Raw genomic sequence first — 25,754 nt, 5'->3', positions numbered from 1 at the left:
TCCATTCAAAGGTGAGAGCGACCGTGTCTGCAATTGGAACCAAAACATTTTTCTTCTTTTCAGGAGACCAGCAGCCACATCACTATACGCTCGAACATCCAGATTATTTTCAACATCCGGATCTCCGCTTACCCAAACGGGGCATCACGTTGTTATATGGCAACAAAGGCCCAGGCAGCCTGATTGGTGCAGCGGTCCGTGAAAGCGCCGCCTCGGGCCAGGGAGTCTGTTTCGCAGATGTAAAAGTTGAAATTGGCGAATGGCACAACAACAAACAAAAACTGGCAACCTTTGAAAGTTGCCGCTTTCTGAACTTGCCACTCAGAGCCAATAAAGAAATTCTTGATGATGTAAATCAGCACTGGAACAAGTGGCTGGATGAAGAATTTCAGCCGCGAGAGGACTTTCCTCGCAAACCGTCAAACCGGATGGATTTGCTTGACCGACTGATTGACCTTGAACCCTACAAGCATCTGAATGCTATTGCCTACGATGCCAACACCCGGTTTGGACTGGCAAAATTTGTGACGGTCTTCAATCTGGACGCCATTCTGTACGACGAAATCAGCGTCATCCCCCCGCAAACCAAGCTAACGCTTGCCCTTCCTCAGGACAGCTGAACCTCCCCCACCGACTCTCGGTCAAGTGAAGGGAGGCTAGCTCTACTGCTTCACCGGACGCTAAAAATCATGTGCGTAGGGTCGCGCTGAAGTGCAGTGGCATGACGGGACGAGGTGAAAACAATGTCATCACCCGTTGTCACCGGCCAACTGTTATTGCCTGGAGCATTCAAACGCTGAGCAGCCGTCCACTCCCCAGCCTCAAAGAGGCTTCGGCTTACTTTCCAGCGCCAGTCATCACTCCCGCCTTCGTACCACACCATCTGCACCACCCCTCCATCCGCGCGCGCAAGGCGTGGCCGCTGCTGATGGCCGCCATGATCATGACCCGCGGACAGCAAGGCAATGTTGTTATCACCGTCAATACGCGCGGTACCAAGAGACCAGGAGGCTCCGGATGATTTTAATGGCTTTCTGTTCCAGGCCAGCATCAGATGCTGCTGGTTATCAAAAGCCAGGCTGGGATGCTGATCGGCTTCCTCATCCATTCCAGCCGAAAACGGTTCGCCCCACGTTTTACCATTCGCATCACGACGCTTGACCATAATCTGCCAGTTATCCGGTGCCGTTCCCTCACCTACCCCGGTAGCTCCGGTCCAAAGAGGGTCTGGGTCCGTGCGGTTATCCTGCCAGGCAATAGCGACACCTCCGGAACCTGAAACCGCCAGGGACGGCCACAATGAGGCCGGATAACGAGCTGAACGGCTATCACGGTCGTGAGGATGCACTATCGTTTTCCCTGTTCCACTCATGTTTTCGGGCTCACTCGAAACCGAAAGGTCCAGAAACCAGACATCATAGGCACTGTCGGCCTGAATCTCCTGCCAGGCGATCAGCGGCTCACCGCCAGCCCCTAATACCAGTGCCGGACGCTCTGATCGCCCCTCCACCTGACGAACCGTGACCGGCTCCCCCCAGGTTTCACCGCCATCTTCGGAGAGATTCATGCGAATACGCGTCCGTAATGGTATCTGGCTATAACTATCCTGCCAGACAACAACCACTCGCTCGCCCTGGGCCGCAACCTTGGCAAACCTGGCGTTCTCATCTGAGCCAGATACAACTTCTGACTGAATAGCTCTGGCCGCCGTGAAGTGCCTGTACACGATTTTGCTGCCGGTACTCCCGTGAGCTTCCGCCACAAGGTGCAACCGATCACCACTGCGCGCGGCATCGGCAAAACCGCTGTACGTGCCCCTGGCGCCATACACCCAGCGGGCATCATCGGTACCCTTGGACTCTGCAGGCAACCAATCAACCGGGGGCTGTGCCGGCGTTTCGCCCACAAAAACAGGAGAGCTCAGGCCTCGCAACAGCCCGAGCAACGTTCGAATTTCAACCCGAAACCATTCCGGTTCGCCACGACTCTCAACCGGGATGGTGTGTACTTCAAACGCGTCTTTCGGACGTAGTTCGGCAATGGGCCCAACACTGCGCCCGGGGCTTCTATAAACCAGCACCTTGTGGCCCTGGGCACCTTCAAGCCGAAGCCTGAGCGTTCCCTTCGACCCTGCAGGAACAAGAACCTCATCCCCGGCTGTCGCCGTATATCCCTGACGCTCGAAATCCGCCTCTAAAGTCACAAACGGCCCGTCAGCCCGATGCCCCACATGGGTTCGTCCCTGCTTCAGCGCATGAAGGAGCCCCCGCTGGGATGGCTTCTCTGCAAGGGTACGGGTAGTTGGTTTTCCGGGCCCATGGGTCAGCCACACCTCACGAAAATGGTTATCGCTCGCCCCAGCCACACCAAACCTGTACCCCGCATTCCATCGGTTTTCACTGTAATCAATGGCGACATCCGGCTTCTTCGCATTATTCCAGCCCTCAACCAGATCCACGCCAACAGCATCGGCCAGTACTTTTAAGGTTCCATCATCGTGCATAAGATCTTTTTCCGGATGGGCGGAAACCCAAACCGCATTCTGACTATGGGCATCCCAGATGGATTGCTGGAGGCGAGCCAGCTCTCCCTTGTCACTCTGCACCGCAGCCTGCGTCAGCATGTCCACAGCGCCATGAACCGTTGAATGCGGCCTGCCATTCGCCTCTTCACCCGGAATAATCAGAAGGCTGGCGGAGTCCCACAAGGGGTCATAATGCTGATCATGGGTCCGGTGATCGGTCAGTGAGAGGAAATCCAACCCCATGCGGGCGGCTTCCCCTAACTGATCAGCCACTGACACATTTCCTCGGGCTGCGTCCCCAAATGTCTGGCGCAATAGACTGCCATCCGATGAGTGATCTGTATGGACGTGCAGGTCGCCCCCCATCCAGCTGCCTTCCGGAACTTCCGGCGGTAACTGCTCAAAGGTCGCGATCAAAGGCGTTGCCTCCAGCGAACAGATCTCAGTGGACCCACACTCGGGGGCGGACCAGCCAACAAAGCGAGATCCCGACGCTGGCACAGCCAGAACGTCCTGCGGCGCGTCAAAGTTTGCCGAACATACATCGCTAAAGCAGTCAAAAGGTGCAGAGAGGCTTGTCACATGCCCTTCACCCTCGATTCTGACCTCGGCCACAAAATCTTCGGGAGGCTTTGGCTGAACAACAGTGTCATCATTTTGACCTACGCCCTCTCCCCCACCACTTCCATCTCCTCCACATGCCGCCAGCAATAATGGCGCCATTAAAAGTATCGGTTTTATAAAATCTATGATTGGTAATTTTCTCATAACCACACCTCCTGAAGGTAAAGCAGTAAACCTTTTAAAAATTACGGGGTGATTACAATTAATTACAAAACTCAAACAATATTAAATTGAAAAAACTCACTTAAAAGGAAAGCAATTAAACTCTACAATGAATACCAAGATACTGTTTTAAAAGAAAAAAATAATACAACCTGTCAAAAACTAACAGTCTGCAATGTATTTACAACCATTTATCATGGATAACCAAGGCAATAGAAAGGCGTGACTGAGGGTGCCCAAGGGATTTCAAATTCCTAAAACCTGCGCCAGTCTCGCCCCTTAAAACGGATCAAATAACCCAACCTAACCTTTATAGATCAAGAGAGATACCTGAAGAGAGCGGCCTGACGACGAGTATTAAGATGTCGGGAAAGAAGTGGGAGCTGGCGCAGCCTTGACCCGGTTCCGCCCTTCACGTTTGGCTTCGTACACCGCGATGTCCGCCCGCTTAATCAGCGAGACAGAATCATCCCCCTGCTGAAAAGAGGACACGCCGGCGCTGATCGTGACAGGACGAGGAATGCCAAAACCTTCCAGCTCAATCAACCGCCGAACATTCTCGGCCACGTGCTGCGCATTCTTGAGATCGGTTTCAGCAAGAATCATCAGGAATTCTTCTCCACCCCAGCGCCCCAGAACATCAACACTCCGGAGCGAAGCCTGAACCTTTGAGGCAACACGCTTCAATACCGCATCACCGACATCGTGGCCAAATGAATCGTTTATAGATTTGAAGTGATCAATATCGAACAGCACAACCGACAATTCGTTTTTGTACCGGGTCGAACGCTCAATCTCTGACCCCAGCTTCTCTTCGGTGTGCCCCCGGCTCAGTGCACCGGTGAGCCGATCATAGTTTGCACGACTCTGAAGCTTCTCAAGCAAGTGCTCCCGGATCAGGAAGTTGGTAAGAACCGGAACCACCGTTGACAGAAGCGTCTGCTGGGCTGGGCTGAAATCACTCTCCGTGGCATAAATCAGGGCACTGACCTTTGCATTAGGCAATGCCATCGGGCAGACAAGGAAATTCACCTGCTTCATTTCGGGCACCAATGGCAGCGCCTGACCAAGCTTTTCCGCCTTGGGGCTTCCCTTGTTCAGCATGGTCATCCCGGATTCCGGCCGCATTGCGCCGCCCCCACCCGCATGAAAGCCACCAAACAGTTCGGCGTAATCCGCTAGAATCATCGAATCATGTTCGTCGGTCACCGTGGCCGGATTATTGCCGAACAATTCGCCCGCATACTCTATCTGATCTCCACCAAAATCCGACAGCACCCCAAGCTTCCCTCCCGACAACTCCGCTGAAGCATTCAGAAATGTCAGACATTGGGAAAGAACATCTGAACCTGTCTCTTGCCCCGGGTGCAGAAGGCGCTGGCTGATTTCATTGAGGGTCTGATCCAAACGCGCCTGAGAAACGCTGGCTTCCATCGCATTGCGACGCTCCAGAATAACGGAAGCTACGAACAGGAAATTTGCCAGGCACTCGTCCCGGGGAAACTTGACGCCCGGCGCCAGAGCGATGAGATCCAGAGTCCCCAGCACCTTACCCCGGGCTGACTTTATCGGATGTGAATGCCAGGCATGCACACCACTGGGAAGGCTAAACGACACCCCATCCCTGTTCACGCTCTGGCCTGCAGGCACCGTAATCGACTTTTCCAGGTACGTTGCCGTAGCGCCCGGGCTTTCTCCGAACACCATTGGCAATCTGGAAACCCAATCCTCCAGCTGACGAGAAAAGCCCTGCTGCCAACATAGCTCAAGCAGGTTTCTGGAGGAGTTGAAAACAGATATGCCACATACCAACTCCCCACCCAACGGTTCGTGAATCAGAGAGGCCGCCCGATCAAACGCCCGGGGAAGATCGGTTTCAGTCAGCATTGACCGTATAATTTTGTTGTCAACGCTGGCCTGCTTTTCAAGGACCTTCTCATTGTCCGGAAATTCAAACTCAACGTAGGCCAACTGGTCAGAGACGGAAACACTGACAAGAACCCGTGCCGTCGGTTCGTTATTTATCTCCGTCTGAGCCAAAGAAAAAACGTCTGAGAAAATACCCGAGTCAACGCTCCCTCCAGCCAATGCACGCCGTAACTTCGGCATGAAAAAGGGATACTGGTCCGCGCGAGAAAAACAATATGTGAAAGGCGGGCTGGAGATTCGATCGGGGGCGATCGCCTGAACCAGATTGGACAACAGTTCCGATTCTTCCAGAACTCGTTGTTCACGCAACTCCAGAATAGCGACCGGCAACGGGACCGAGGTAAAGGTTTTTTTCAGCCCCTGAAGGTACGTCCGGGCCTCGACATTAATCGACGCCATACGCTTCGCCAGTTCCGACTGCAACCGTTCCAGCCTGGTCTTCTTCCGCCCCAGGTGAGCCATGAAGTACCCAATCAGAATCATGAAGAGAACAACTGCCGAAAACGCGACTACTTCAATCATTTCGCCCAAAATGACCTCTCCGCAACAGCGGGCCCCATGCCTGCCCCGCCTTCCAGACGGCTAGTCATCTGGAGCTCTATCTGCTGATCAAGCGCTTGAGTCAGCCTTTCTTCCAGTGCCCTGAGGATTTCCGGGGCGTTGATCTCTGATGCAACGTCGCTGACAACAGCCAACGCTGAAGACATTCGACCTTCCAGCGGGTTACCTTCGCTAGTCCTGGCAAACTCATCGGACTCCAGGCCAACGAGAACTTCTAACCCCGCCCCGTAATCAAAGCCTATAAAGCTTTCGTCATCTTGCTGGGAGCAAATAAAAGCAATGACGTCTGCTTGCCCACCATAGGCTGCCCACGAGAGCGCGGCTTTATCATCCAGAAGCTGGTCCCGGATGGATATAAAAGATATAGGAAGACCCTGAAGAAAAAAACGAACACGCTTGAGATCACCTGAAAAACAGGCTCGCCGATACGCCTTCTGAAAGCAGTGAAGTTGTCTTGTCCATTCCTGAGCAGAGGATGGCATATTCGCACTTACAAGCCTGCGTTGAATTTCTTTTACCGGGAGATTTAAAAGCTCCAAGTCAGACAGTTTTTCTTTTTGCGAAACGGCGTTCACCACAACAAGCTCTTATTCAGCATGAATGATGACCTACTATAATATAAAAGTTTTCAGTCAATCAAAGCCAAAGCGTGACCTGTTACAGAAAATGACACTTAATCAAACGAGGAGGCCCAATCTATTTCCGGATATTGGAGAGTGACACCCGAACCTCTTGAGCGGTCTGCATAAACTGGATCAGCACCACCGCTCTCTCCTCACCATCGTATGACAGAAAAACAGCCTCAAGACCCTTGAACGGCCCGTTGTCCAGCTCAACTGCCTGTCCAGACTTGATGCCTCCCAGCTCCGACACCTGGTCCAGGCGGCCTCTGATGTGAACAATCACTTCATCCTCAATAGCCGCCGGACGGTTGGCGAAGCTGACGATGCGCAAGACTCCGCGGGTTGATCGAAGCTTGGCCCACATGGGATCGGTTTGCTCAAGGTTGACGAAGATATACCCCGGAAACAGGGGCTCCAGCTTTTGGGTGCGCTTGCCAGCCTGGATTTTTTCAATCTCAATCTTGGGATAAAAGCACTCAATGCTCTGATTCTGCAGATGCAGAACAGCCCTGTCGCCCTGGGCGGGCTTATGTTGCAGTACATACCAGGTCATTATTCAGAAGTACCAATTGCCAGCTGCGATAAAGTAAGGGTTCAGAATATTCTCTTTGCCGTACGTAAGTGACTCTCCTTCCGGCGTCTGAACCTTCCCTCCTGCGGCCAGCAAAATCGCATGAGCCGCCGCGGTATCCCATTCACTGGTTGGCCCCATTCGGGGATAGATATCCGCGTGCCCTTCAGCAATTCGACAGAACTTGAGCGAACTCCCGGCCTGCACGGTCTCATGCGCTCCGAGCGATTCAATAAAAGCCCGGGTTTCATCATTCAGATGATTCTTGCTGGCCACTACCCGCAGGGTCTCTTTTGGTTCCGCCGTTCGGATGCGTCGCACCCGGCCGGTCCGATCACGACTATACGCCCCTTCGCCTTTTACTCCCCAAAAAGCTTCTTTCAATGCAGGCGCGGTGACGACACCCATAACGGGCTCACCATCTTCGATCATGGCGATATTCACCGTGAATTCGCCCGTACGCTGAGTAAAATCCCGGGTGCCATCGATGGGGTCGATCAACCAGAAGCGGCGCCACTTCTTGCGTTCCTCCCACGGAACATCGGCCCCTTCCTCAGATAAAATCGGGATATCCCGACTGAGATTTCTCAGCCCTTTCACGATGATTTCATGGCTGGCAAGGTCCGCGGCTGTGATGGGCGAGCGGTCCTCTTTGTAACTCACCTTGAAATCGGACTGATAGATGTGAAGCACTTTCTCGCTGGCTTCATCCGCAATATTGATAACATCCGGGAGTATCGAACTGTATTGCATCTCAGATCTCAACCTCTTCAAACAAATCGGGGACTTCCGCATCCCAGCCGAACGCCTCTGAAATCCGTTTACGCATGGTGTCACTGGCAACCATCTCTCCGTGGGTGACATACACCTTTTCCGGGCTTAAAGCACCTTGCTCAAGCCACTGGAGAATCTCCCGATAATCACCATGGGCACTCATGGACGTCAGGTTGTGAATATCGGCCTTTACGGGCCAGTATTCACCGTGAATCTTAACCGACTCTGCGCCGTTAACCAGGGCATCCCCTCGCGTACCCGGGGCCTGAAAACCCGCGAAGACCACGCTGTTTCTGGGGTTTGGCAACAAGGTTTTCAGGTGGTGCAGCACCCGACCACCAGAAGCCATGCCACTCGCCGAAATGATGATGCAGGGATACCTGGCCGAGTCCAGCTTAATGGACTCTTCAACGGTGCGCACAAACTCCGTTTTCCCGTCAATCAGCTCACACTGTGCTCCATCGAGCCGGTGCTCCTTGTGATGACGACAGAAGATCTCGGTTGCCTTGATCGCCATCGGGCTGTTGAGATACACCGGCAACCTGGGAATGCGCCCCTGCCCCATCAGCTTGTGAACGACGTACAACATCATCTGGGCACGCCCCACGGCAAAGGCGGGCACAAGCACGATGCCTCCCCTGCCAGCGGTTTTGGTAATAATCTGCTCCAGTTCCTTTTCCGGATCCGATTCGCCATGAAGCCGGTCCCCATAGGTGGACTCGCACACCAATACATCGGCATGGGCGATGGGCTCGGGCGGCCTCATGATAATGTCGTCCTGGCGCCCCAGGTCGCCACTGAACACCACGGTCCGGGCAGACCCTTTGTGGGTGACGTGAACACAGGCAGAGCCCAGAATATGTCCGGCGGGCGTAAACCTGACCTCAAACCCCTTAACCGGCTCAAAGGCCTCGTGATAGTGCAAGGATTCAAAATGCTTCAGCGCTTCCCAGGCGTCCTTCTCCGTAAACAGAGGCTCTGGTTTTTCATGCCTGGAGAATTTCTTCCGAAAGGCGTATTTGGCATCCTCCTCCTGGAGAAAGCCGGCGTCTGGCAACAGGACCTTGCAAAGCTCATGAGTGGCCTTGGTGCAGTAGATCTTGCCCCTGAAACCATTTTTCACCAAAGCAGGCAGATAGCCGGAATGATCAATGTGCGCGTGCGTCAGTACCACAGCCTCAATGGTGGAGGGATCGACCGGGAACTTCGCCCAGTTTCGGCGCCTCAGAGTTTTCACCCCCTGATACATGCCGCAGTCCAGCAGCATTCTGTGGTTGTCATCTGAAAGCAGATAACGGGAGCCGGTGACGGTACCTGTACCGCCGAGGAAGCGGAGTTTCATACGCACATACATCCTTCTTTGGTTGGCGATACGGTTAGCTTAACGCAAAACCAGGAGGTGGGTGGCGCGGATTCCACGGTATTTCATCCGCGAACCGCACCATTTCGTTATTTATTGACCTTTAGCAAGACCGACGCCCACCCACCCGACTACTCTGTCGACTTTCCGAAGTATCAGGTGGTTTATGTTTGGTAATTCTCACCTCAAAAGGCTCGCGCTCACAATTGGACTCTGTGCGTCACAATTTGTCTCAGCGGGCGCAACCCATGATGCCATGGCCCAACTCAACGCCATCATGGCCGATGACACAAAACGCCAGGCCAGCTATGACGCCGGACACGAACGCATCCGCTTCTGCGGTTACTGCCATGGCGAAGACGGAAACAGCAAACGGGAGTACATCCCGAACCTTGCGAGCCAGCACCCTCTGTACCTGTTCAACCAGTTCGAGAAATTCCGGGACGGCTCCCGCGAGGACTATGTGATGTCCCAGCTTGCAAAAACGCTGTCTCTGGAAGAGCGGATTAATATTGCGGTTTATTACAGCCAGCAGACCGCGAAGCCCCGAGCCGGGAACGACACAGAGCTTAGCGAAGCGGGTGGTAAACTCTTTGCTGAACGCTGCGCTTCTTGCCATGGCAAAGACGCGCAAGGCTTCCGTGACATGCCGCGTTTGGCCGGACAACCCGCCGAGTACCTCGGGATTGCCTTACGACGATTCAAGGGCATGGACCCGGTGAAACATAGTACTCCGATGATTGGAATTGCAGGGGTTTTGACGGCGGGGGAGATTGAGGCGTTGGCGGGGTATTTGGCTGGGCGGTGAAGGGCTGTTCAGCCGCCAGCCTCCACACACAGGTTACTTAAGCGGAACTTAGTAGGCACAGCGTCAGTATGACTAGCCCCCAAAAGGATTTTGATTGAGATAGACAGCGTCACTGTCACCCCCGTCATAAAACACGATCCACGAACCAAACCTTGTCACTACAGGCAACCAATAATATTCCAATAGCCTCACTTTTTCAGGCACCACATTGACCGACAACCCGGTCAACGATGAGAATTCACCCTTGTCATAAGCCCCCGATAGCACCTCGCCCTCTTCACAATGCCGATAATAACTTGGAAGCAACTGAATATCCTTGCCAGCCACGGCAGACATCAACAAATCGGAACGCTCTTTTGGGTCTTCAGGAAAGCTGACACAGACTAGCTCAGGCCCCCAGACCGGCAACTCCCGGAACTCTCTGGAGGCCAGAGCAAGATCAACTTCCTCCAATTCAGTTGCAGAAACCACCTCAATCCTGTCTTTTACAAAAACCATGTATACAGGCCTGGACACAAAGACGGCATAAAGGCCATATGCCAGAATGCCAATCTGAAATATAACAATGCAAGCATAATCCCTAAACAACTCAGATCGTTTCTTATTCGGGCTATAAATAACAAAAGAAACAACTGGCCCAAGAACAATTTCCACGATAACAATCAGAGTATAGATTTCTGTACCACCGAGCATCTCGCTAAAAGGCTCAGGAAACCAAAGGACAAAAACCAAAAAGCCAGTAACCAGACTAACGAAAAGAGTAAAAACACCGTGTAGAGCCGAGGCCTTTAGCTTTTGGACAATCATAGACTGGGCATTCCGAACAGATGAAAGGGGCTCAAAACGAGCCCCTTTGACAAGATGCAGTCTTCCTAAACATCACTCATACATTGAGCTGATCAATTAAGCGCGGCACTCTGCCGGAGCAAGGTTTCCAGGAAGAGTTGCAGCCGCAGGAGCGTTCGCCTTGGCAGCAGCAAAACAGGTCCAGATAATGGCGCCCGTCGGGCGAGTTCCCGCCGCAAGAGCTGCACCATTCACAGTTGGGACCAAGCTAACAGTATTACTACCAGCCGGAGCAACACGGGTTGAATAAGCCACGTCAATCTGGCCAGTTGCGGTGGTAATCGTGATCGTCAGAACATTCTGGGATGTGTTGGCCGTTGCACCATTATCGCCCACAGTCTGTACGCAAGTGCCTGCAGTATTACATGGAGTAGTTGCAGCGCCAGCAGCGCCACTTGTAGCGTAACCCGCACCCAATCCACCAGCGGCCGCAGGCGTAACGTTGGAGGCGTTATCAGCAACGATCAGCTTAGCTTCCCCGGCCAGGTTAAGCCCTTCAGACACCCGGGAGCGAGCTGTATAGTCTTGGTACGCAGGAATTGCAACAGCGGCCAAAATACCAATGATCGCAACCACGATCATCAACTCAATCAGAGTAAAACCCTTCTGGGCATGATTCATCTTAATTTTTTGCATGTTATCAACCTCTAGAGTTGTCGTTTCTTCATCATACAGCTCCGAGACGGCTAAAACCCGCCCCGCGACCGCGTTAACACCAGAAAGATAGCAGGTATCATGCCAATAAAAAATTAAAATCAAAACCATAAAAATCAACAACTTAAAACAAAAGCGCGCTGAACATTGTTTTTTTTCAAAAATACCTTCGCCCAAGAACGTCCAAGCGTGACACTTTTTGTCACCGGAACACAAAAATCGACAAGCAAACAAAGGCGACATGTCGATGAGAAAGATCAACACAATGACTTGGTCAGCTTCCCAAACTCCAGCTATGCTTCTAAACTCTGGTATATAAAGACGACTTTCAGCCACTTATCCCCTTTCCTCAGAGTAATTATGTCGAGCAGCAACCGAAACGTAACCCTGACAGGTCTGGCCCGTCGATTCGTGGACGACGGCCTCCTTGATGAAGATACCGCGAAAGACGCTTTCATTCAGGCGTCCCAGAATCGAATCCCCTTAATAACCTATCTGACACAAAACGAACTCGCCGACAGCTCCAAGCTCGCATTTTCAGCTGCCATGGAGTTTGGCGTCTCCGTTTTGGACTTAGACTCATTCTCGCCTGAGATGATGCCTGAAAAAGTTGTTGATGAAAAACTGGTTCGCAAGCATAACGCCCTACCCCTATACAAGAGGGGTAATCGCTTGTTTATCGCAGTATCCGACCCTACCAACATCCAGGCCCTGGACGAAATTAAATTTAACACGGGCCTCAGCACTGACGCGATCCTGGTTGACGACTCAAAGCTCAGGACTGCCATCGACAAATATCTGGAGTCCCAAGACACCACCATGGGCGACCTGGATGATACCGACCTGGAAGGTGTCGAGACGGCAGGTGGAGATATAGATGAGGATGACGGGGCGGTTTCAACCAGCGATATCGACGATGCACCAATTGTTAAATACGTAAATAAAATGTTATTGGACGCTATTCGCGGTGGCGCATCAGATATCCACTTTGAACCTTACGAAAAGGCCTACCGCGTTCGCTATCGCACCGACGGCATCCTGAAAGAAGTTTCCCGACCATCGATTAAACTAGCCCCGAAGATCTCCGCTCGGGTGAAAATCATGGCCCAACTGGACATTTCTGAGCGTCGCGTACCCCAGGATGGCCGAATCAAATTGAAACTTTCCAAAACAAAGGCAATTGATTTTCGCGTAAACACCCTACCAACCCTGTGGGGCGAAAAGATCGTTCTGCGTATTCTGGATCCTAGCCAGGCGAAACTGGGAATCGATGTGCTCGGGTACGAGGAAGATCAGAAGAAGCTTTACATGGATGCCTTGGCTCAACCCCAAGGCATGATACTGGTAACCGGCCCAACAGGCTCCGGTAAAACAGTCTCTCTTTATACGGGGCTGAATATTCTGAACACCCCGGGCATCAACATTTCAACCGCTGAAGACCCGGCAGAGATCAACCTTGAAGGCATCAACCAGGTTAACGTAAATAATCGGGTCGGGCTTGGGTTTGCTGAAGCACTGAGAGCCTTTCTTCGGCAAGACCCGGATGTCATCATGGTCGGGGAAATTCGAGACCTTGAAACCGCCAACATCGCCATCAAAGCCGCTCAGACCGGGCACTTGGTTCTTTCCACCCTGCACACAAACAGCGCCGCTGAAACACTGACGCGCATGATGAATATGGGCGTACCGGCCTTCAACATCGCAACCTCCGTCAGCCTGATCATAGCCCAGCGCTTGGGGCGAAGACTCTGCAACGCCTGCAAGCAACCAACGGACATCCCAAATGACGTGCTTTTAAAGGAAGGGTTCACACAAGAACAAATTGAAACAGGCTTCTCGTTGTACCGCCCCAAGGGCTGTGATAAATGCAATGGTGGATACAAAGGCCGCGTGGGTATCTACGAGGTGGTCAAAATCACAGACGAGCTGGCGAACATGATTATGGAAGAAGCCAGCTCCATCAAAATTGCAAAACAGGCTCAGGCGGAAGGCTTCCGCAACCTCAGAGAGTCGGCACTTCTTAAGGTAATTGAAGGGGTGACGAGTCTGGAGGAAGCTAACCGAGTGACGAAGGATTAAGCATGGCAGAGAAAGCGCAAAAGCTGGAATCTTACATTTGGGAAGGCAAAGATCGTAGAGGAAACAAAGCCAAAGGGGAACTTGCCGGTTCCAACACGGCGCTGGTCAAGGCCCAACTACGTAAGCAAGGAATCATCCCAGACAAAGTTAAGAAAAAGCCTAAACCATTATTCGGCGGCAGTAAGAAGATCACCCCCTTCGATATTGCGATGCTGACCCGGCAGCTGGCTACAATGATGAAAGCAGGCGTTCCACTTGTTCAAAGCTTTGACATTGTTGCTGATGGCCTTGAGAATAAAGGGCTACAGGAACTGGTAATGGCTATCAGAAATGACATCTCTTCCGGTACCGGCTTCGCCTCGTCCCTGCGCAAACATCCTAAATATTTCGACGATCTGTATTGTAATCTGGTTGACTCAGGCGAGAAAGCGGGGGCACTGGAGCAAATGCTAGATCGTATCGCCACATATCTCGAGAAAACTGAGACCCTTAAGAAAAAAGTCAAAAAGGCTATGACGTACCCAATTGCGGTAATCGTGGTAGCGATTGTGGTAACAGCAATTCTTCTAGTAAAAGTGGTTCCACAATTCGAGAGCCTGTTTGAAGGGTTTGGGGCAGACCTTCCTGTGTTCACTCAGTTCATTGTAAGCATCTCGGAATGGATGCAGTCTTGGTGGTTTGTTGTGCTACTCGCAATTGTCGGTACCGTTTTTCTATTCAAGGAAGCCAAACGCCGATCTCAAAAATTCTCGGACTTTGTTGATAAGTACACTTTGAAACTACCTATTGTTGGCGAGATTCTCGACAAATCTGCGGTAGCAAAATTTGGCCGCGTACTTTCCACTACATTTGCCGCTGGCGTACCTCTGGTCGACGCTCTCGATTCTGTGGCCGGCGCCACCGGCAACGCTGTATACCGTGATGCCGTGATGAACATTAAAAATGATGTCTCCAGCGGGACTCAGCTACAGGCATCCATGCGACAACAAGGGGTTTTTCCCGTTATGGCTGTCCAGCTGACAGCCATCGGTGAAGAGTCTGGTAACCTAGATGACATGCTGTCAAAAGTCGCCGAACACTATGAAGGTGTTGTCGACGATATGGTCGATAACCTTACCGCGCTGATGGAGCCGATGATCATGGCGGTTCTTGGGGTTTTGGTTGGCGGCCTGATCATAGGTATGTACCTGCCTATTTTCCAAATGGGTCAGGTTGTTTAACCCTCATCAAAAATACTCGCGGCCACCAATCTGCCCCTCTCCCCCCGGAGAGGGGCACAACAAAGATCTGACTGAGTCATCGAATGCTCTCCCTAGAAACCATCCTGTCTACGCCTTGGCTTCTCTATCTGGTCGTCATTTTTACCTCCCTCTGCGTCGGCAGTTTTCTGAACGTTGTTATCCTGCGCTTGCCAGAGATGATGAAACAGGAATGGCGATGCCAGTGTGAGGAGTTCCTGGAAGTACCGGAAGAGGATCGTCATCGTTCCCAGCCAATGACCCTGTCCAGACCGGCCTCTACCTGCCCCTCGTGTGGGCACAGGATTCGGGCCTGGGAGAATATTCCGGTCGTGAGCTGGTTGCTGCTGGGCGGCAAATGTTCATCGTGCAAGACCCGTATCTCCCTTCGTTATCCCATGATCGAAGCACTGACGGCGGCTTTCTCTGTCGTGACGGTTTACCTTCTTGGGCCGTCGGAGTCAGCTCTGTGGGCTTTGCTGCTGATCTGGGCGCTTGTTGCTCTGACCATGATCGATTTTGATACGCAGCTCCTGCCCGATGGAATCACCCTGCCCCTGATGTGGCTTGGCCTGATCCTAAACTACTTTGGTGTTTTTACCGACTTTGGCAGCGCTTTCTGGGGCGCCGTTGCCGGTTACCTGTCCCTCTGGAGTGTTTATTGGCTGTTCAAGCTGGCGACAGGCAAAGAAGGGATGGGACACGGCGATTTCAAGCTGCTGGCCGCTCTTGGCGCCTGGCTGGGGTGGCAGTTACTCCCCGCGGTCATTCTGCTTTCCTCAATGGTCGGTGCCATTGTCGGCATCAGTCTGATGGTGTTTCGCAAGCATGGACGCGAGGTTCCCATTCCGTTTGGCCCCTACCTTGCCGCCGCCGGGCTGCTAGCGCTCTGGTTCGGCCCCGAAATCCAGACACTCTGGTTCAGCTATCTCGGAGTCTGAATGTCTCGCACCGCTATTGTAGGCCTGACCGGAGGTATCGGATCAGGCAAGTCCACCGTCGCCCGACTGTTCGGCAAGCTCGGCGTCCACTGGGTTGACGCCGATGATGTCGCCCGTCAGGTTGTCGAACCGGGCACCCAGGCCCTGAAAACCATTGCCGCCCATTTCGGTGACAGCATACTACTGAACACCGGCGCTCTGGACCGGGCGGCGCTCCGGCAAAAAGTGTTTGAAGCGCCAGAGGAGCGCCGCTGGCTGGAGCAACTGCTGCACCCGATCATTCGAACCGAGCTGATTCGGCAACTGTCGCCGACAAACAACCGTTTTCCCTACACCATCCTGGTGTCTCCACTGCTCCTGGAAACCGATCAGCATGAACTGGTTGACCGCGTTGTTGTAGTTGATGTCCCTGAGGAACTTCAGATTGAACGTACAATGGCCCGGGATGGCAACAGCCGGGAACAAGTGGAACGCATCCTGGCTGCACAGATATCACGGCCCGACCGCCGTCAGAAAGCGGACGAGATCATCGACAACACCCAGCCAATCAATCAGGTGGAAGCTTCGGTCAGCTCGCTGCATCAACGCTTTCTGGCGGAGTTCAGTCAAGGAGCATGATCTGACTCGCCATACCTCTCTCGCTGCGGCGACGGTTCTTGTATTGCTCACCTGGGGCTCAGCCCAGGCGACCGAACCAGTACTGCAGGTTCGGGACATCGCTATACCGGAAGTTCTGGCACCAGAGCGTTTACCCATCGGTTTCTATACTTTTGAGCCCGATGAATTCTGGGCTGAACCCAGAGATTCCTGGTGGATGCGCTTCACGGATTGGGTGATCCGACAGGAACGCGAACATGGGCAGACCGTCCAGTCGTTCGGCGCCTGGGCAGACCGCACGCTGTCAGGTTCTTCCCGCGCCCTGCCCAACAATGAAAGCTATTTGAGGCTGGGCTTTGCCGCTGAATCTGAGTACGCCAACCTGGCACAGTTTGAACCCGAGCTGCGTTTCCGGCTGGACGTACCCACGGCGGAGGAAAAGCTTCGTCTTGTAGTGGAGAGCGAGAGCGAAGAACTGATCCCTCTGGCTGAACGTGAACGGGATCGACAGCTCACGGAACCAGACCGCACCGAAACCGAAACAACCGGGGCCTTGCGCTTCCTGACTCAAGTGGGTGACGCCATCAATCTTTCCACTGATATCGGCGGAAGGCTGCGGTTACCGCCGGAGATGTTCTGGCGCATGACCGCCCGAAAAGGCTGGGGTGTGGGCGGAGACTGGGCTGTGAATCTCCAGCAACGCCTGTACTATTATCACACGGAGGGATGGGGTGCCCGGACCCGGCTTGGTTCAAACCGAGCCCTGGAAAATGGATGGCACTATTATAATTCTTCTGAGCTGGAATGGGTTCACCACGATCGGAAATTTGTTGCTGCGCATATTCACAGCCTCCGGAAACGGCTCAACACCCGCTCCGTGATCACCCCAAGGATTGGCGTACTCGGGGAAAGCCAACCGTCCTGGCGAACGACAGGTTTTTTCGCCGACATTACCTGGCGATATCGCATGTATGAAGACTGGCTGTTCGCCGAACTGGTGCCAGCCCTCGATTTTCCGCGGGAGGACGGGTTCGGTGACAAGGCTTCAGTGATCTTCCGCATTGAGATGTACTTCTCCGGCACGATAGACAGAGACTGAAACCCGATGACGAGACCTGTTCACAAAAGCCGTCCCGCCGAGGAAGCACTCACACTGACTCCGGTGGCCATCACCCGGTCCTGCTTTCAGGACAAGTTTGGTGTACCGCGACAACCCGGCCTTACGCGCCATGCCCATGCGGAACTGATCATCCAGAGCCCGTTTGACCGTGAAGACGCCTTCCGCGGGCTAGAGTCCGCCAGCCACATCTGGCTGACCTTTCAGTTTCATGAAGCGGTGCGAGCCGAATGGCGCCCCGTTGTTCGCCCTCCCAGGCTGGGTGGGAACAAGAAAATCGGCGTGTTCGCCAGTCGCTCCCCTTTCAGACCAAACAGCCTTGGCCTGTCTGTGGTCAAAAATGAGGGGCTTGTGAGGAAAAACGGAGAACTGGTACTTAGAATCAGCAATCACGATTTGATCGAAGGGACCCCGGTTCTCGACATTAAACCTTACCTCCCCTTCTCGGACTCTGTTCCGGAAGCATCACTGGGCTGGGCTGAATCTCCACCAACCGACAGATTGCCAGTGGCATTCTCAAGAGAGGCTGACGAGCAGTTGCGCGCGCTCCCCGATGCAGATTACCCGGACTTCCGTGCGCTTATTGAAGATGTGGTGAGCTATGATCCCCGCCCCTCCTTTCGAAGAGGACGGGACGAAGAGCGGATATACGGAGCCAATTTGTACGACCGGAATGTTCGTTTTCGATTTATGAACAAAGGTTCAATTAAACGTGTGGAAGTGATATCGGTCTGCTAACATGCAGATTGGTGTTCCGACTGGCACACATATTTGTAGTCGACACAGGGATTTTGTGCCTTGCCTTCAACCCAGTTTTTAAAGCGATTAGGTCTACGCCCCCTGGCACTCCGGTTGCTGGGATGGGTGCTTCTGTACAGCCTGGTACTTTCCCTGGTCGCAACCGGCGTACAGATGATTGGCGAGTTTGAGCGCCAAAAATCAGAGCTACAACGCAGTCAGGGGCGAGCTGCTGAGTTGATTGCGGGCGGAATGAGCACCAACTTGTGGGTCATGAACTTCAGTGAAGTGGCCAACAGCCTGGATGATATGCGTTCAATGCCTTTTATAGGCTATGCCCGGGTAACCACCACCACGGGCGAAGAGTTTAGCACCGGCATCTATCCTGAAGGCCGGGCCATCACCCAGAGATTTCCTCTGGAATTCAACCGCTCCACCTTTGACGAACCACAGCAAGTTGGCGAACTGACCATCGTTTCGTCTATTGAACACGTTTATCAGGATATCCTTGAAAGAGCGCTTCTGAACCTCCTGTTCCAGTCCATCGTGGTCATGCTCGGGACACTTGGTTTGCTGCTGATTGTCCGACTGACACTGTCCCGCCACCTGGAAACCATGGCGGATTATGCCGCCAAGCTGAATCTTGACGCTCTGGTAGAGCCCCTGAAATTGCGCCGCCGCACACCAGCGCGCCCCGATGAATTGTCTGAACTTGAGCAGGCACTGAACAAAATGCGGTTGCAGATTCTTGAAGACACACGGTCTCTGCGACAAACCACCATCCAGACTCAGGGCGAACGAGACGAGGCGATCCGGGCAAACCATGCCAAGAACCAGTTTCTTGCCAATGTTTCCCACGAGCTGCGCATCCCGCTTCAATCGGTACTCGGCTACGCCAACCTGTTGATCGACACGCCGCTGGACCAGGAACAACGTGAGTATGTAAATACCTTGTTGAATGCCTCGGAAGGCCTCTCATCCATCATTAACGATTTGCTGGACATCTCCAGCATGGAAGCCGGCAAGCTGGAGCTTGAAGCCATCCCATTTGACCTTCGGGAGACGCTGAACGACCTGATTCACATGCTGGGCTCACGAGCCAGAGAAAAAGGCCTTGCTCTGGAAGTCCGGGTCGATGAGAACCTGCCCTGGGCACTGACCGGTGATCCCGTTCGCATTCGCCAGGTATTACTTAACCTCCTTTCCAATGCCATCAAGTTCACCGATTCCGGTCATGTACTAATCAGCATTGAGGTGCTTGGCCGCCGGGAAGGGAATGTGCGCCTGCGTCTTGCCGTAGAAGATACCGGCGTAGGGATCAATCCCGAAGACATCCCGCTGGTGTTTGAACCCTACGTTCAACTGGGCCAGCAGTTTCAGCGCCAGTTACCGGGTGCCGGTCTCGGGCTGACCATCTGCCGCCAACTGGTAGACCTGATGGGTGGGGAGCTTGATCTGGAAAGTCGCCCCGGTGAAGGTTCCACCTTCTGGCTTGAGCTGACCCTGCGAGAAGCCAGCGATGGTTCAGCCAAGGTGCGCCCGGACTCAAGACAGGTGCAGGGGCGCCGTGTCCTTGTGGTGGACTCCTACGAATTATCCCGAAAGATTACCCTGGAAATGCTGTCTCGCTACGAGGTCCACATTGATGCCGTGCGTTCCGCCGGTGAAGCGCTGACAGCACTCAGGCAGGCTTTCGATGCCGGGATTCCCTACGACGCCACCGTTCTGGACGGTTTCGTCCCCGACATGGATGCAGACTTGCTCTGCCGACAGGTTCGCAGTAACCCACAATGGTCCGGGATGCGCCTGCTGATCCTCTCATCAAATCCTCAACGTGGGGATGCCGAGCATTTTCGACAGGCAGGCGCCGATGCCTTCCTGAGTAAATCCCTCCGGGAGTCCTACCTGATCCCCATCCTGAACCAGTTGTTCACCGATGACAGCCAGCAAGAGCGGCGATTCCTGACGCGCTTCTCTCTGAAGACCATGTCCGATACCAGCACCAGACAACGAGAAATCCCCTGCGGACGTATGCGCGTGCTGCTGGTGGAAGATAACCCGGTCAACCGGACACTCACCCGCCGGCTGCTTGAGAAGCTGGGCTGCGAAGTGCTTACCGCCAACGACGGGCAGGCCGCCTCTTCCCTTTGGCAATGGCACCAGTTCGACGTCATTTTCATGGACTGCGTTATGCCAAGGATGGACGGCTACGAAGCAACACGGCAACTCCGTGCCTGGGAATCGAACCATGGTCGCGCCCCGGTTCCCGTTGTCGCCCTTACCGCCAGTGCCATGGAAGAAGACGAAGAGCGATGCCGTGAAGCGGGCATGGATTCCTTTGTCGCCAAGCCCGTCAACCTTGAAATGCTGAGGGCAGTACTGGAACAATATTGCCAGGCATCGGCAACGTCTTGACGATGCCGCAATACACTGGCCCGGAATGAATCTATGAATGTAGAGTGCCCAACCTGTAAAAAATCCGTTGAATGGAATGAAGCCAACTCCTGGCGGCCGTTTTGCTCAGAACGCTGCAAACTGATAGACCTCGGTGCCTGGGCGAATGAAGAGTACCGGGTTCCTGCCGAGAACGTTTCCCCCGACGATCTCGACCAGGGCGGTGAAGTGACCCGCCACTGATGTTTTGGTTACCAACCACTTACAGGCTTTTAAGTTGTTAAGCCCGGGACAGATGTTTACCATCGTCTGGCGTTAAACTAGTGCCCATACCGGCGGTTCCGCCGGTCATGCGCTCATAACGAAAGCAATAAAGGTGTACACATGAAGATTACCCGCATCTCTGCACTGGCACTCTCTCTCGCCGCCACACCGGTCCTCGCCAGCGATCTGGATCTGAGCCTGACCAACGATTCGGTGAAGGGACAGGTCAACTTCTTCGGCAGCCAGGATGAGCTGCAACTGGGTGCCGGATACACCTACCACGAAGGCAGCCGGCACATTATCAACGCGGACTTCCACGCTCAGGGCCGGACCGCACTGGGTAACCTGCCAACCACCGCTGGTATCGGTATGCGGGGCATTGGCTGGGAAGACGACGACGTTGACGGCGGCGCCATCGGTCTTGGCGGCTTTGCCACCATCAACATTCCGGATGTCCCGGGATTATCCTTTGGCGGCAGCCTCCACTACGCACCCAGCATTCTGTCATTCGGCGATTCAGACGACATGACAAGCCTGGAATTACGTGGTAGCTATCGGGTTATCCGCAATGCTGAGGTTTTTGCCGGTTATCGTTACCTGAACACCGAGCTGGACTTCGCTGGTTCACCCGATGTGAATCTGGATGAAGGGGTCATGGCCGGTATCAAAATTTTCTTCTGATCGCCATTCCCCGGTTACCCGGCGACAAGCCGGGTAACCGAAGCGTGCTGCCCTTCACGCCCTCCCCCGTTTTTTATTGCTAGGCTGTCCGAACACTCGCAACCGGACTGCGCTGCATGAGACTGACACTCCCATCCCTCCTGACCACCTCTTTACTCCTCACCGCCTGTGGCAGTGGTGATAGCGCGATCGACAGTGTCAGGGACATTCCCAATCGGTTTGGAAGCACACAGAATGCTCTGGATGACTTCAGCTCCGGCAGCACCGGGGATTCCAGCAATGCCAGAGGGCTCAAACCCAATCAGGCACGACTTACCATGGAGCTTCCCGGCCTCCTGGCTCCAGAAGGCGAAGCCACACGTCGAAACCTGAGGATTGTCATCCCGGATGAGCTCCGTGTTTATCACACCAATTCCAGCCAACAGAAGTTCGAAGATGTCAGCTATTCCACCGAAAAAGGGGCCGATGGCCACTTCATCCTGACTTTCGATGACGGAATACCTGTAGGGCCGGACGTGGTCATTGAAGCGCGTTACGGAAACCATATCATGACAGCGCTGGCCGCCGATGCGGATCGCGATATCAAGGTGAACCCGTTTTCCCATTATCTGGTGACAGAAATCCTCTGGCGCTACTACTCCAAAACCGACTATCAGACGGTTTTGGCCTGCGTGGATAACCCCACCTGTATAAACAAATATGTCTGGGGAACCCTGGCTGATCAGGTTCATGACTTCGAAATAGACATCCCGGAGAACGCCAGCATCGACCAGGCAACCGGAACCCTTGCCACCAGGGCGGATTTCGCCAGGTACGTTGAAAACATGGCGAACTATGCCCTGCTGGGACAGGCCTCGTCAGACCGGATCAGGGCCAGTGCCGCAGACTACAACTCCGTTTTCTTTGCTCTGGAGCTGGGGCAAACCTTCCGGGAATCCCGAATCGCCGGGGCCGGGCAATGGGGCACACGCATCGCCCGGGAGGAAAAACTGACCTCAGACAATTCAGCCTTTCTCTACCCTGCCCTGACCCTGACTTCCTTCGACGCCTTTGGCCTCAACATTACCTCTTTGGCGACAGACATTCCCTATGATCGCGAAACGCTCATCCACGGCTTTCATGACACGTCTGGTTCCGGCGTCCCTGAGCAGGCCTTTTACAGCCGTGGAGCAGAACACTGGGAGCGAAACAGTCACTCCAGCGCTCCAGGTGCCGCCACACTGACAACCGCCCCTCCAGCCCGTCTGATGGCAGGACGAGCGTTTTATCAAAGTATCACCAATCGAAACAACAATGAGATCAATGGCTGGACCAGGAACCCCTATTACCTCAACGCATTCACGTCGGAGCCTGCTGATGAGCAAAGCGGGCCAGACCGCGTACTGAGCAACTATTTCACGGCCGGCAAGTCCATCGCGCTGGCGGATGAAGGAGGAAAACTGAAGCGACAGAAAACGCTGGAGGATCACTATCTGAGTGCTTTTGAGTTGCATCTGCAACGCAGCAAAGCGTTTGACTCCTCTGCGATTGAAAACGGCGAATACAACCTGGCGTACTTCTCTGCAAAGCTCAATAGTGACGCCGCACCCACGTTTGGCGCCGGGTTCGGAAGCTGGACGACCGGCAACGCCCCCGCGCTCGAAAACTGGGCCCTGAGCAGAGACAACAGCCTTCAGCCCACCCTGACCCCAGGCCCTGCACCCGGCGTCTGGCAGCTCAGCAACCGGCGTTCGAACCTCAGTTATGGCACAGACTATATCGGACGGCTGAACCTGTTCCAGTCAAATGAGGGGCCTGCGTATGGCCAACCCGATCTCGGGGTTGGCGCATCAACTCCGGACAGCTCCCTGCTGGCATTCAACCTAGACACCGCTTCTTTCGGTACCGGTATCGCCATCGCCACACGCAAGACCAGTAACGATCTGCCTCAGGACGCAAGGTATCGGGTGCAAGGCCTGGTCACAGGGCTATCCGGCCCTGCGAATACGCTCTATCAGATCGACAACGGCACACTCACCATCTCAAACGGCACCGCAACGTTGATGGCGGGTACCCCAACAGAGAACGACGGCTCGGTATTTGCCGTGCAACACCGAATTATGGACAACACCGTCAATACACCAGAAAACACCCTATGGAATATTTCGTTCTCCTTCACAGCTTCCTCTGGCCTGATCGAAGACAACGATGGCGGCGGGCCCGATATCAATGGCATTTACTCGAACAACGGTGACCAGCTATTTCTGACCATCCAACAGGATAGTGGCACCGAATTGCGCACCGGTTTGCTGATGGCAACGCGTTTACCAAAAGACTGAGTACAAACCTGTAGACCGAACCCCCTCGTATAACCTGTTATAATTAGGTCCATATCGATAGAAATGAGGGGTTTATGACTGCAGTTAACCGGGCGCTCATGTTGTGTGTTCCGCTGTTCGCATTTGCTTTAGCCGGTGCCATGTACACGCCGCCTGCCAGTCAGAACCATTTGCCAGGAGAGGGACAGGGAGAAGTTACCCTGTCCTCGCTCCCCCCCCTCCCCGAATGGGCCTACAATGGGCTTCCTGACTTCACTGCTTATCAGGATTCAACGGAAAAGAAAGTGTCTTTTTTTTCCTACCTGTACCCCAGAATTGTACTGGCCAATTCCCGTATCCTGCTCGAACGGGAATATCTGGCCTCGCTGGCAGACAAAGCGGAGCTGACAAGTGACGAGCTGGACTGGCTAGCGCGTCAGGGGGACAGACTTCGCATTGAAGCCCGCCCCGGCAGTCAGCAGCAATTTGCGTTGCTCAACAAACGGCTGGACGTGATTCCCCCTTCACTGATTCTTGCTCAGGCGGCCAACGAATCCGCCTGGGGCACCTCCCGGTTCGCAACCGAAGGCAACAATCTGTTTGGCCAGTGGTGTTTTTCGAAAGGCTGCGGCCTGGTTCCCCAAAGCCGGCTGGAGGGAGCCAACCACGAAGTTGCAAAGTTCAGGTCACCTTACTTTTCCGTTCGCTCTTACATTCAGAACCTGAACCGGCACCCAACCTATCAGGCAGTCCGGGACATCCGGCTGGCTGACCGGAAAGCCCATAAGCCTCTGTCTGGCTGGGAGCTCGCAGAAGGCTTGCTGGGTTATTCTGAGCGGGGCCAGGACTACATCAGAGAAATCCGGGCCATGATTCGATACAACAACCTGGATTTCTATGATCAGGAATTCCGGACATTGTTAGGAGACCGAACCCCTGCCCAGTTCGAGCGCCTCGCTTCCGCTAAACCAGACACCGCGCTGCTGCCTGGTGGCTCCAGCGGCCGTACCAGCCCGTTTGAAGGCTAAACCCCGAACCTCACAGAACGAGATTGTTTCCATGTTAGATTTTTTGCCCGCGCCGCTAAAAGGCTTCCTGGCGGTCCTGCTGATACTGGTGAACACCCTGCTGTTCCTTCCATTGCTGCTCCTGGTGGCCCTGTTGAAACTGCTCATTCCAGTACTGGCCTTTCGCAAAGCCTGTACCGTGGTGCTCAATACCATCGCGTGGTACTGGGTCGGCTTCAACAACACCCTGATGAAGCTCCTTCACCGGCTCGAATGGGACATCCGGGGGGCCGAAACGCTCAGCAAAAAGCACTGGTACTTCGTAACCTGTAACCACCAGAGCTGGGCAGACATCCCGGCCATCCAGTATGTGCTGAACAGCCGTATTCCACTCCTGAAATTCTTCCTGAAGAAACAGCTGATCTGGGTGCCGTTACTGGGAGTGGCCTGGTGGGCTCTGGACTTCCCTTTTATGCACCGGCACACCAAAGAGCAAATCGCCAAACGACCGGAACTGAAAGGTAAAGATATAGCAGCGACACAGGCGGCCTGCGAAAAATTCCGTTATACACCCGTGACGATTTTCAATTTTATGGAAGGTACGCGCTTCACCCCCGAAAAGCATCAGCGCCAGAATTCACCCTACAAGCACCTGCTGAAGCCCCGGGCCGGTGGCACCGCCTTTGTATTTGGGGCCATGGGCGAAATGATCCACACCATGCTCGACGTTACCATTGTCTATCCTGGTGGCCGCCCCGGTATCTGGGATTACTTATGCGGGCGGGTGCGCAGAATCGTTATCGATATTCGCACCCGTGAAGTGCCGGAGCGATTCCTCGGCATGGACTATGAAAACAATCGCGACGTCAGAATCGATTTTCAACGTTGGGTCAGTGAACTCTGGGCAGAGAAAGACACCCGTATCGAGACCATCCTCAAGAACAACAACTGAGGCTTCCTGACAA

Annotated in this window: 22 protein-coding genes; 14 read left to right on the top strand and 8 right to left on the bottom strand. The window is 53.9% G+C overall.

The window, feature by feature from the left end; translation table 11 throughout:
• The first annotated feature begins 23 nt into the window (after positions 1-23).
• Positions 24-620, top strand: a complete 597-nt coding sequence (locus K325_RS0103625) for a hypothetical protein (protein WP_029652897.1) — start codon at positions 24-26, stop codon at positions 618-620.
• Between the two features lie 50 nt (positions 621-670).
• Here the strand turns inward: K325_RS0103625 and K325_RS0103620 are convergent, their stop codons facing one another.
• From K325_RS0103620 to K325_RS0103595, 6 genes are all read right to left on the bottom strand, one after another.
• Positions 671-2,941, bottom strand: a complete 2,271-nt coding sequence (locus tag K325_RS0103620) for a CehA/McbA family metallohydrolase (protein ID WP_029652896.1) — start codon at positions 2,939-2,941, stop codon at positions 671-673.
• 726 nt (positions 2,942-3,667) lie between these two features.
• Positions 3,668-5,761 (bottom strand): GGDEF domain-containing protein, encoded by a 2,094-nt coding sequence (locus K325_RS18195; protein ID WP_051146544.1) that lies wholly within the window; start codon positions 5,759-5,761, stop codon positions 3,668-3,670.
• Positions 5,758-6,378, bottom strand: a complete 621-nt coding sequence (locus K325_RS0103610) for a hypothetical protein (protein WP_029652894.1) — start codon at positions 6,376-6,378, stop codon at positions 5,758-5,760. The genes K325_RS18195 and K325_RS0103610 overlap by 4 nt, the downstream gene beginning before the upstream one ends.
• Positions 6,379-6,496: 118 nt before the next feature.
• Complete coding sequence (gene rfaH, locus K325_RS0103605) at positions 6,497-6,976, bottom strand: transcription/translation regulatory transformer protein RfaH (protein ID WP_029652893.1); 480 nt, start codon at positions 6,974-6,976, stop codon at positions 6,497-6,499.
• Between the two features lie 3 nt (positions 6,977-6,979).
• Positions 6,980-7,747 (bottom strand): 3'(2'),5'-bisphosphate nucleotidase CysQ, encoded by a 768-nt coding sequence (gene cysQ, locus K325_RS0103600; protein ID WP_029652892.1) that lies wholly within the window; start codon positions 7,745-7,747, stop codon positions 6,980-6,982.
• Position 7,748: 1 nt separating this feature from the next.
• Positions 7,749-9,110, bottom strand: coding sequence for an MBL fold metallo-hydrolase RNA specificity domain-containing protein (locus tag K325_RS0103595; RefSeq protein WP_029652891.1), 1,362 nt, complete (start codon positions 9,108-9,110; stop codon positions 7,749-7,751).
• A 274-nt stretch (positions 9,111-9,384) separates the two neighbouring features.
• Between K325_RS0103595 and K325_RS0103590 the strand changes: the two genes are divergently transcribed.
• A complete protein-coding gene (locus K325_RS0103590; protein WP_228128380.1) occupies positions 9,385-9,936 on the top strand; it encodes a c-type cytochrome in 552 nt (183 codons plus the stop codon).
• Positions 9,937-10,008: 72 nt separating this feature from the next.
• Here K325_RS0103590 and K325_RS0103585 read toward each other — a convergent pair whose 3' ends face one another.
• Together K325_RS0103585 and K325_RS0103580 are read right to left on the bottom strand one after the other, a co-directional pair.
• The gene (locus K325_RS0103585) at positions 10,009-10,743 is read right to left on the bottom strand and encodes a hypothetical protein (protein WP_156836557.1); all 735 of its coding nucleotides are present in this window, start codon (positions 10,741-10,743) and stop codon (positions 10,009-10,011) included.
• A gap of 96 nt (positions 10,744-10,839) precedes the next feature.
• Positions 10,840-11,403 (bottom strand): prepilin-type N-terminal cleavage/methylation domain-containing protein, encoded by a 564-nt coding sequence (locus K325_RS0103580; protein ID WP_029652888.1) that lies wholly within the window; start codon positions 11,401-11,403, stop codon positions 10,840-10,842.
• A 393-nt stretch (positions 11,404-11,796) separates the two neighbouring features.
• Between K325_RS0103580 and pilB the strand changes: the two genes are divergently transcribed.
• From pilB to K325_RS0103520, 12 genes are all read left to right on the top strand, one after another.
• Positions 11,797-13,515 carry a type IV-A pilus assembly ATPase PilB gene (pilB, locus tag K325_RS0103575; RefSeq protein ID WP_029652887.1) on the top strand — a complete coding sequence of 573 codons (1,719 nt, stop codon included), beginning with the start codon at positions 11,797-11,799 and terminating at the stop codon, positions 13,513-13,515.
• Between the two features lie 2 nt (positions 13,516-13,517).
• On the top strand, positions 13,518-14,735 hold the full coding sequence (locus K325_RS0103570) for a type II secretion system F family protein (protein WP_029652886.1): 1,218 nt from the start codon (positions 13,518-13,520) through the stop codon (positions 14,733-14,735).
• An 83-nt stretch (positions 14,736-14,818) separates the two neighbouring features.
• Positions 14,819-15,694, top strand: coding sequence for a prepilin peptidase (locus K325_RS0103565; RefSeq protein WP_029652885.1), 876 nt, complete (start codon positions 14,819-14,821; stop codon positions 15,692-15,694).
• Positions 15,695-16,312, top strand: coding sequence for a dephospho-CoA kinase (gene coaE, locus K325_RS0103560; protein WP_029652884.1), 618 nt, complete (start codon positions 15,695-15,697; stop codon positions 16,310-16,312).
• Between the two features lie 43 nt (positions 16,313-16,355).
• Complete coding sequence (locus K325_RS0103555) at positions 16,356-17,390, top strand: hypothetical protein (protein ID WP_228128379.1); 1,035 nt, start codon at positions 16,356-16,358, stop codon at positions 17,388-17,390.
• Between the two features lie 6 nt (positions 17,391-17,396).
• Positions 17,397-18,146 (top strand): tRNA (N6-threonylcarbamoyladenosine(37)-N6)-methyltransferase TrmO, encoded by a 750-nt coding sequence (gene tsaA, locus K325_RS0103550; protein ID WP_036192907.1) that lies wholly within the window; start codon positions 17,397-17,399, stop codon positions 18,144-18,146.
• A gap of 60 nt (positions 18,147-18,206) precedes the next feature.
• Positions 18,207-20,561 carry a response regulator gene (locus K325_RS0103545; RefSeq protein WP_029652881.1) on the top strand — a complete coding sequence of 785 codons (2,355 nt, stop codon included), beginning with the start codon at positions 18,207-18,209 and terminating at the stop codon, positions 20,559-20,561.
• A 33-nt stretch (positions 20,562-20,594) separates the two neighbouring features.
• Positions 20,595-20,783, top strand: coding sequence for a DNA gyrase inhibitor YacG (gene yacG, locus K325_RS0103540; protein WP_029652880.1), 189 nt, complete (start codon positions 20,595-20,597; stop codon positions 20,781-20,783).
• Between the two features lie 141 nt (positions 20,784-20,924).
• Entirely contained in the window at positions 20,925-21,485 is a 561-nt protein-coding gene (locus tag K325_RS0103535) for a YfaZ family outer membrane protein (RefSeq protein WP_029652879.1), read from the top strand.
• 116 nt (positions 21,486-21,601) lie between these two features.
• Positions 21,602-23,803 carry a hypothetical protein gene (locus K325_RS0103530; protein ID WP_029652878.1) on the top strand — a complete coding sequence of 734 codons (2,202 nt, stop codon included), beginning with the start codon at positions 21,602-21,604 and terminating at the stop codon, positions 23,801-23,803.
• A 74-nt stretch (positions 23,804-23,877) separates the two neighbouring features.
• On the top strand, positions 23,878-24,810 hold the full coding sequence (locus tag K325_RS0103525; protein WP_029652876.1) for a glucosaminidase domain-containing protein: 933 nt from the start codon (positions 23,878-23,880) through the stop codon (positions 24,808-24,810).
• Between the two features lie 31 nt (positions 24,811-24,841).
• Positions 24,842-25,741, top strand: a complete 900-nt coding sequence (locus K325_RS0103520; protein ID WP_029652875.1) for an acyltransferase — start codon at positions 24,842-24,844, stop codon at positions 25,739-25,741.
• The last annotated feature ends 13 nt before the right edge of the window (positions 25,742-25,754 follow it).

Origin of the sequence: Marinobacter daepoensis DSM 16072 (genome assembly GCF_000421165.1) — a bacterium.
Lineage (GTDB): Bacteria > Pseudomonadota > Gammaproteobacteria > Pseudomonadales > Oleiphilaceae > Marinobacter > Marinobacter daepoensis.
Note: the sequence above shows the minus strand (reverse complement) of the source record. Positions and strands in the feature narration are given on the sequence as shown.

What these genes read in the sequence shown, in the direction of transcription:
- K325_RS18195 (WP_051146544.1), bottom strand. Translation starts at nt 5,761, where the DNA reads ATGATTGAAGTAGTCGCGTTTTCGGCAGTTGTTCTCTTCATGATTCTG.
- rfaH (WP_029652893.1), bottom strand. Translation starts at nt 6,976, where the DNA reads ATGACCTGGTATGTACTGCAACATAAGCCCGCCCAGGGCGACAGGGCT.
- cysQ (WP_029652892.1), bottom strand. Translation starts at nt 7,747, where the DNA reads ATGCAATACAGTTCGATACTCCCGGATGTTATCAATATTGCGGATGAA.
- K325_RS0103595 (WP_029652891.1), bottom strand. Translation starts at nt 9,110, where the DNA reads ATGAAACTCCGCTTCCTCGGCGGTACAGGTACCGTCACCGGCTCCCGT.
- K325_RS0103590 (WP_228128380.1), top strand. Translation starts at nt 9,385, where the DNA reads ATGGCCCAACTCAACGCCATCATGGCCGATGACACAAAACGCCAGGCC.
- K325_RS0103585 (WP_156836557.1), bottom strand. Translation starts at nt 10,743, where the DNA reads ATGATTGTCCAAAAGCTAAAGGCCTCGGCTCTACACGGTGTTTTTACT.
- K325_RS0103580 (WP_029652888.1), bottom strand. Translation starts at nt 11,403, where the DNA reads ATGAATCATGCCCAGAAGGGTTTTACTCTGATTGAGTTGATGATCGTG.
- pilB (WP_029652887.1), top strand. Translation starts at nt 11,797, where the DNA reads ATGTCGAGCAGCAACCGAAACGTAACCCTGACAGGTCTGGCCCGTCGA.
- K325_RS0103570 (WP_029652886.1), top strand. Translation starts at nt 13,518, where the DNA reads ATGGCAGAGAAAGCGCAAAAGCTGGAATCTTACATTTGGGAAGGCAAA.
- K325_RS0103565 (WP_029652885.1), top strand. Translation starts at nt 14,819, where the DNA reads ATGCTCTCCCTAGAAACCATCCTGTCTACGCCTTGGCTTCTCTATCTG.
- coaE (WP_029652884.1), top strand. Translation starts at nt 15,695, where the DNA reads ATGTCTCGCACCGCTATTGTAGGCCTGACCGGAGGTATCGGATCAGGC.
- tsaA (WP_036192907.1), top strand. Translation starts at nt 17,397, where the DNA reads ATGACGAGACCTGTTCACAAAAGCCGTCCCGCCGAGGAAGCACTCACA.
- yacG (WP_029652880.1), top strand. Translation starts at nt 20,595, where the DNA reads ATGAATGTAGAGTGCCCAACCTGTAAAAAATCCGTTGAATGGAATGAA.
- K325_RS0103535 (WP_029652879.1), top strand. Translation starts at nt 20,925, where the DNA reads ATGAAGATTACCCGCATCTCTGCACTGGCACTCTCTCTCGCCGCCACA.
- K325_RS0103530 (WP_029652878.1), top strand. Translation starts at nt 21,602, where the DNA reads ATGAGACTGACACTCCCATCCCTCCTGACCACCTCTTTACTCCTCACC.
- K325_RS0103525 (WP_029652876.1), top strand. Translation starts at nt 23,878, where the DNA reads ATGACTGCAGTTAACCGGGCGCTCATGTTGTGTGTTCCGCTGTTCGCA.
- K325_RS0103520 (WP_029652875.1), top strand. Translation starts at nt 24,842, where the DNA reads ATGTTAGATTTTTTGCCCGCGCCGCTAAAAGGCTTCCTGGCGGTCCTG.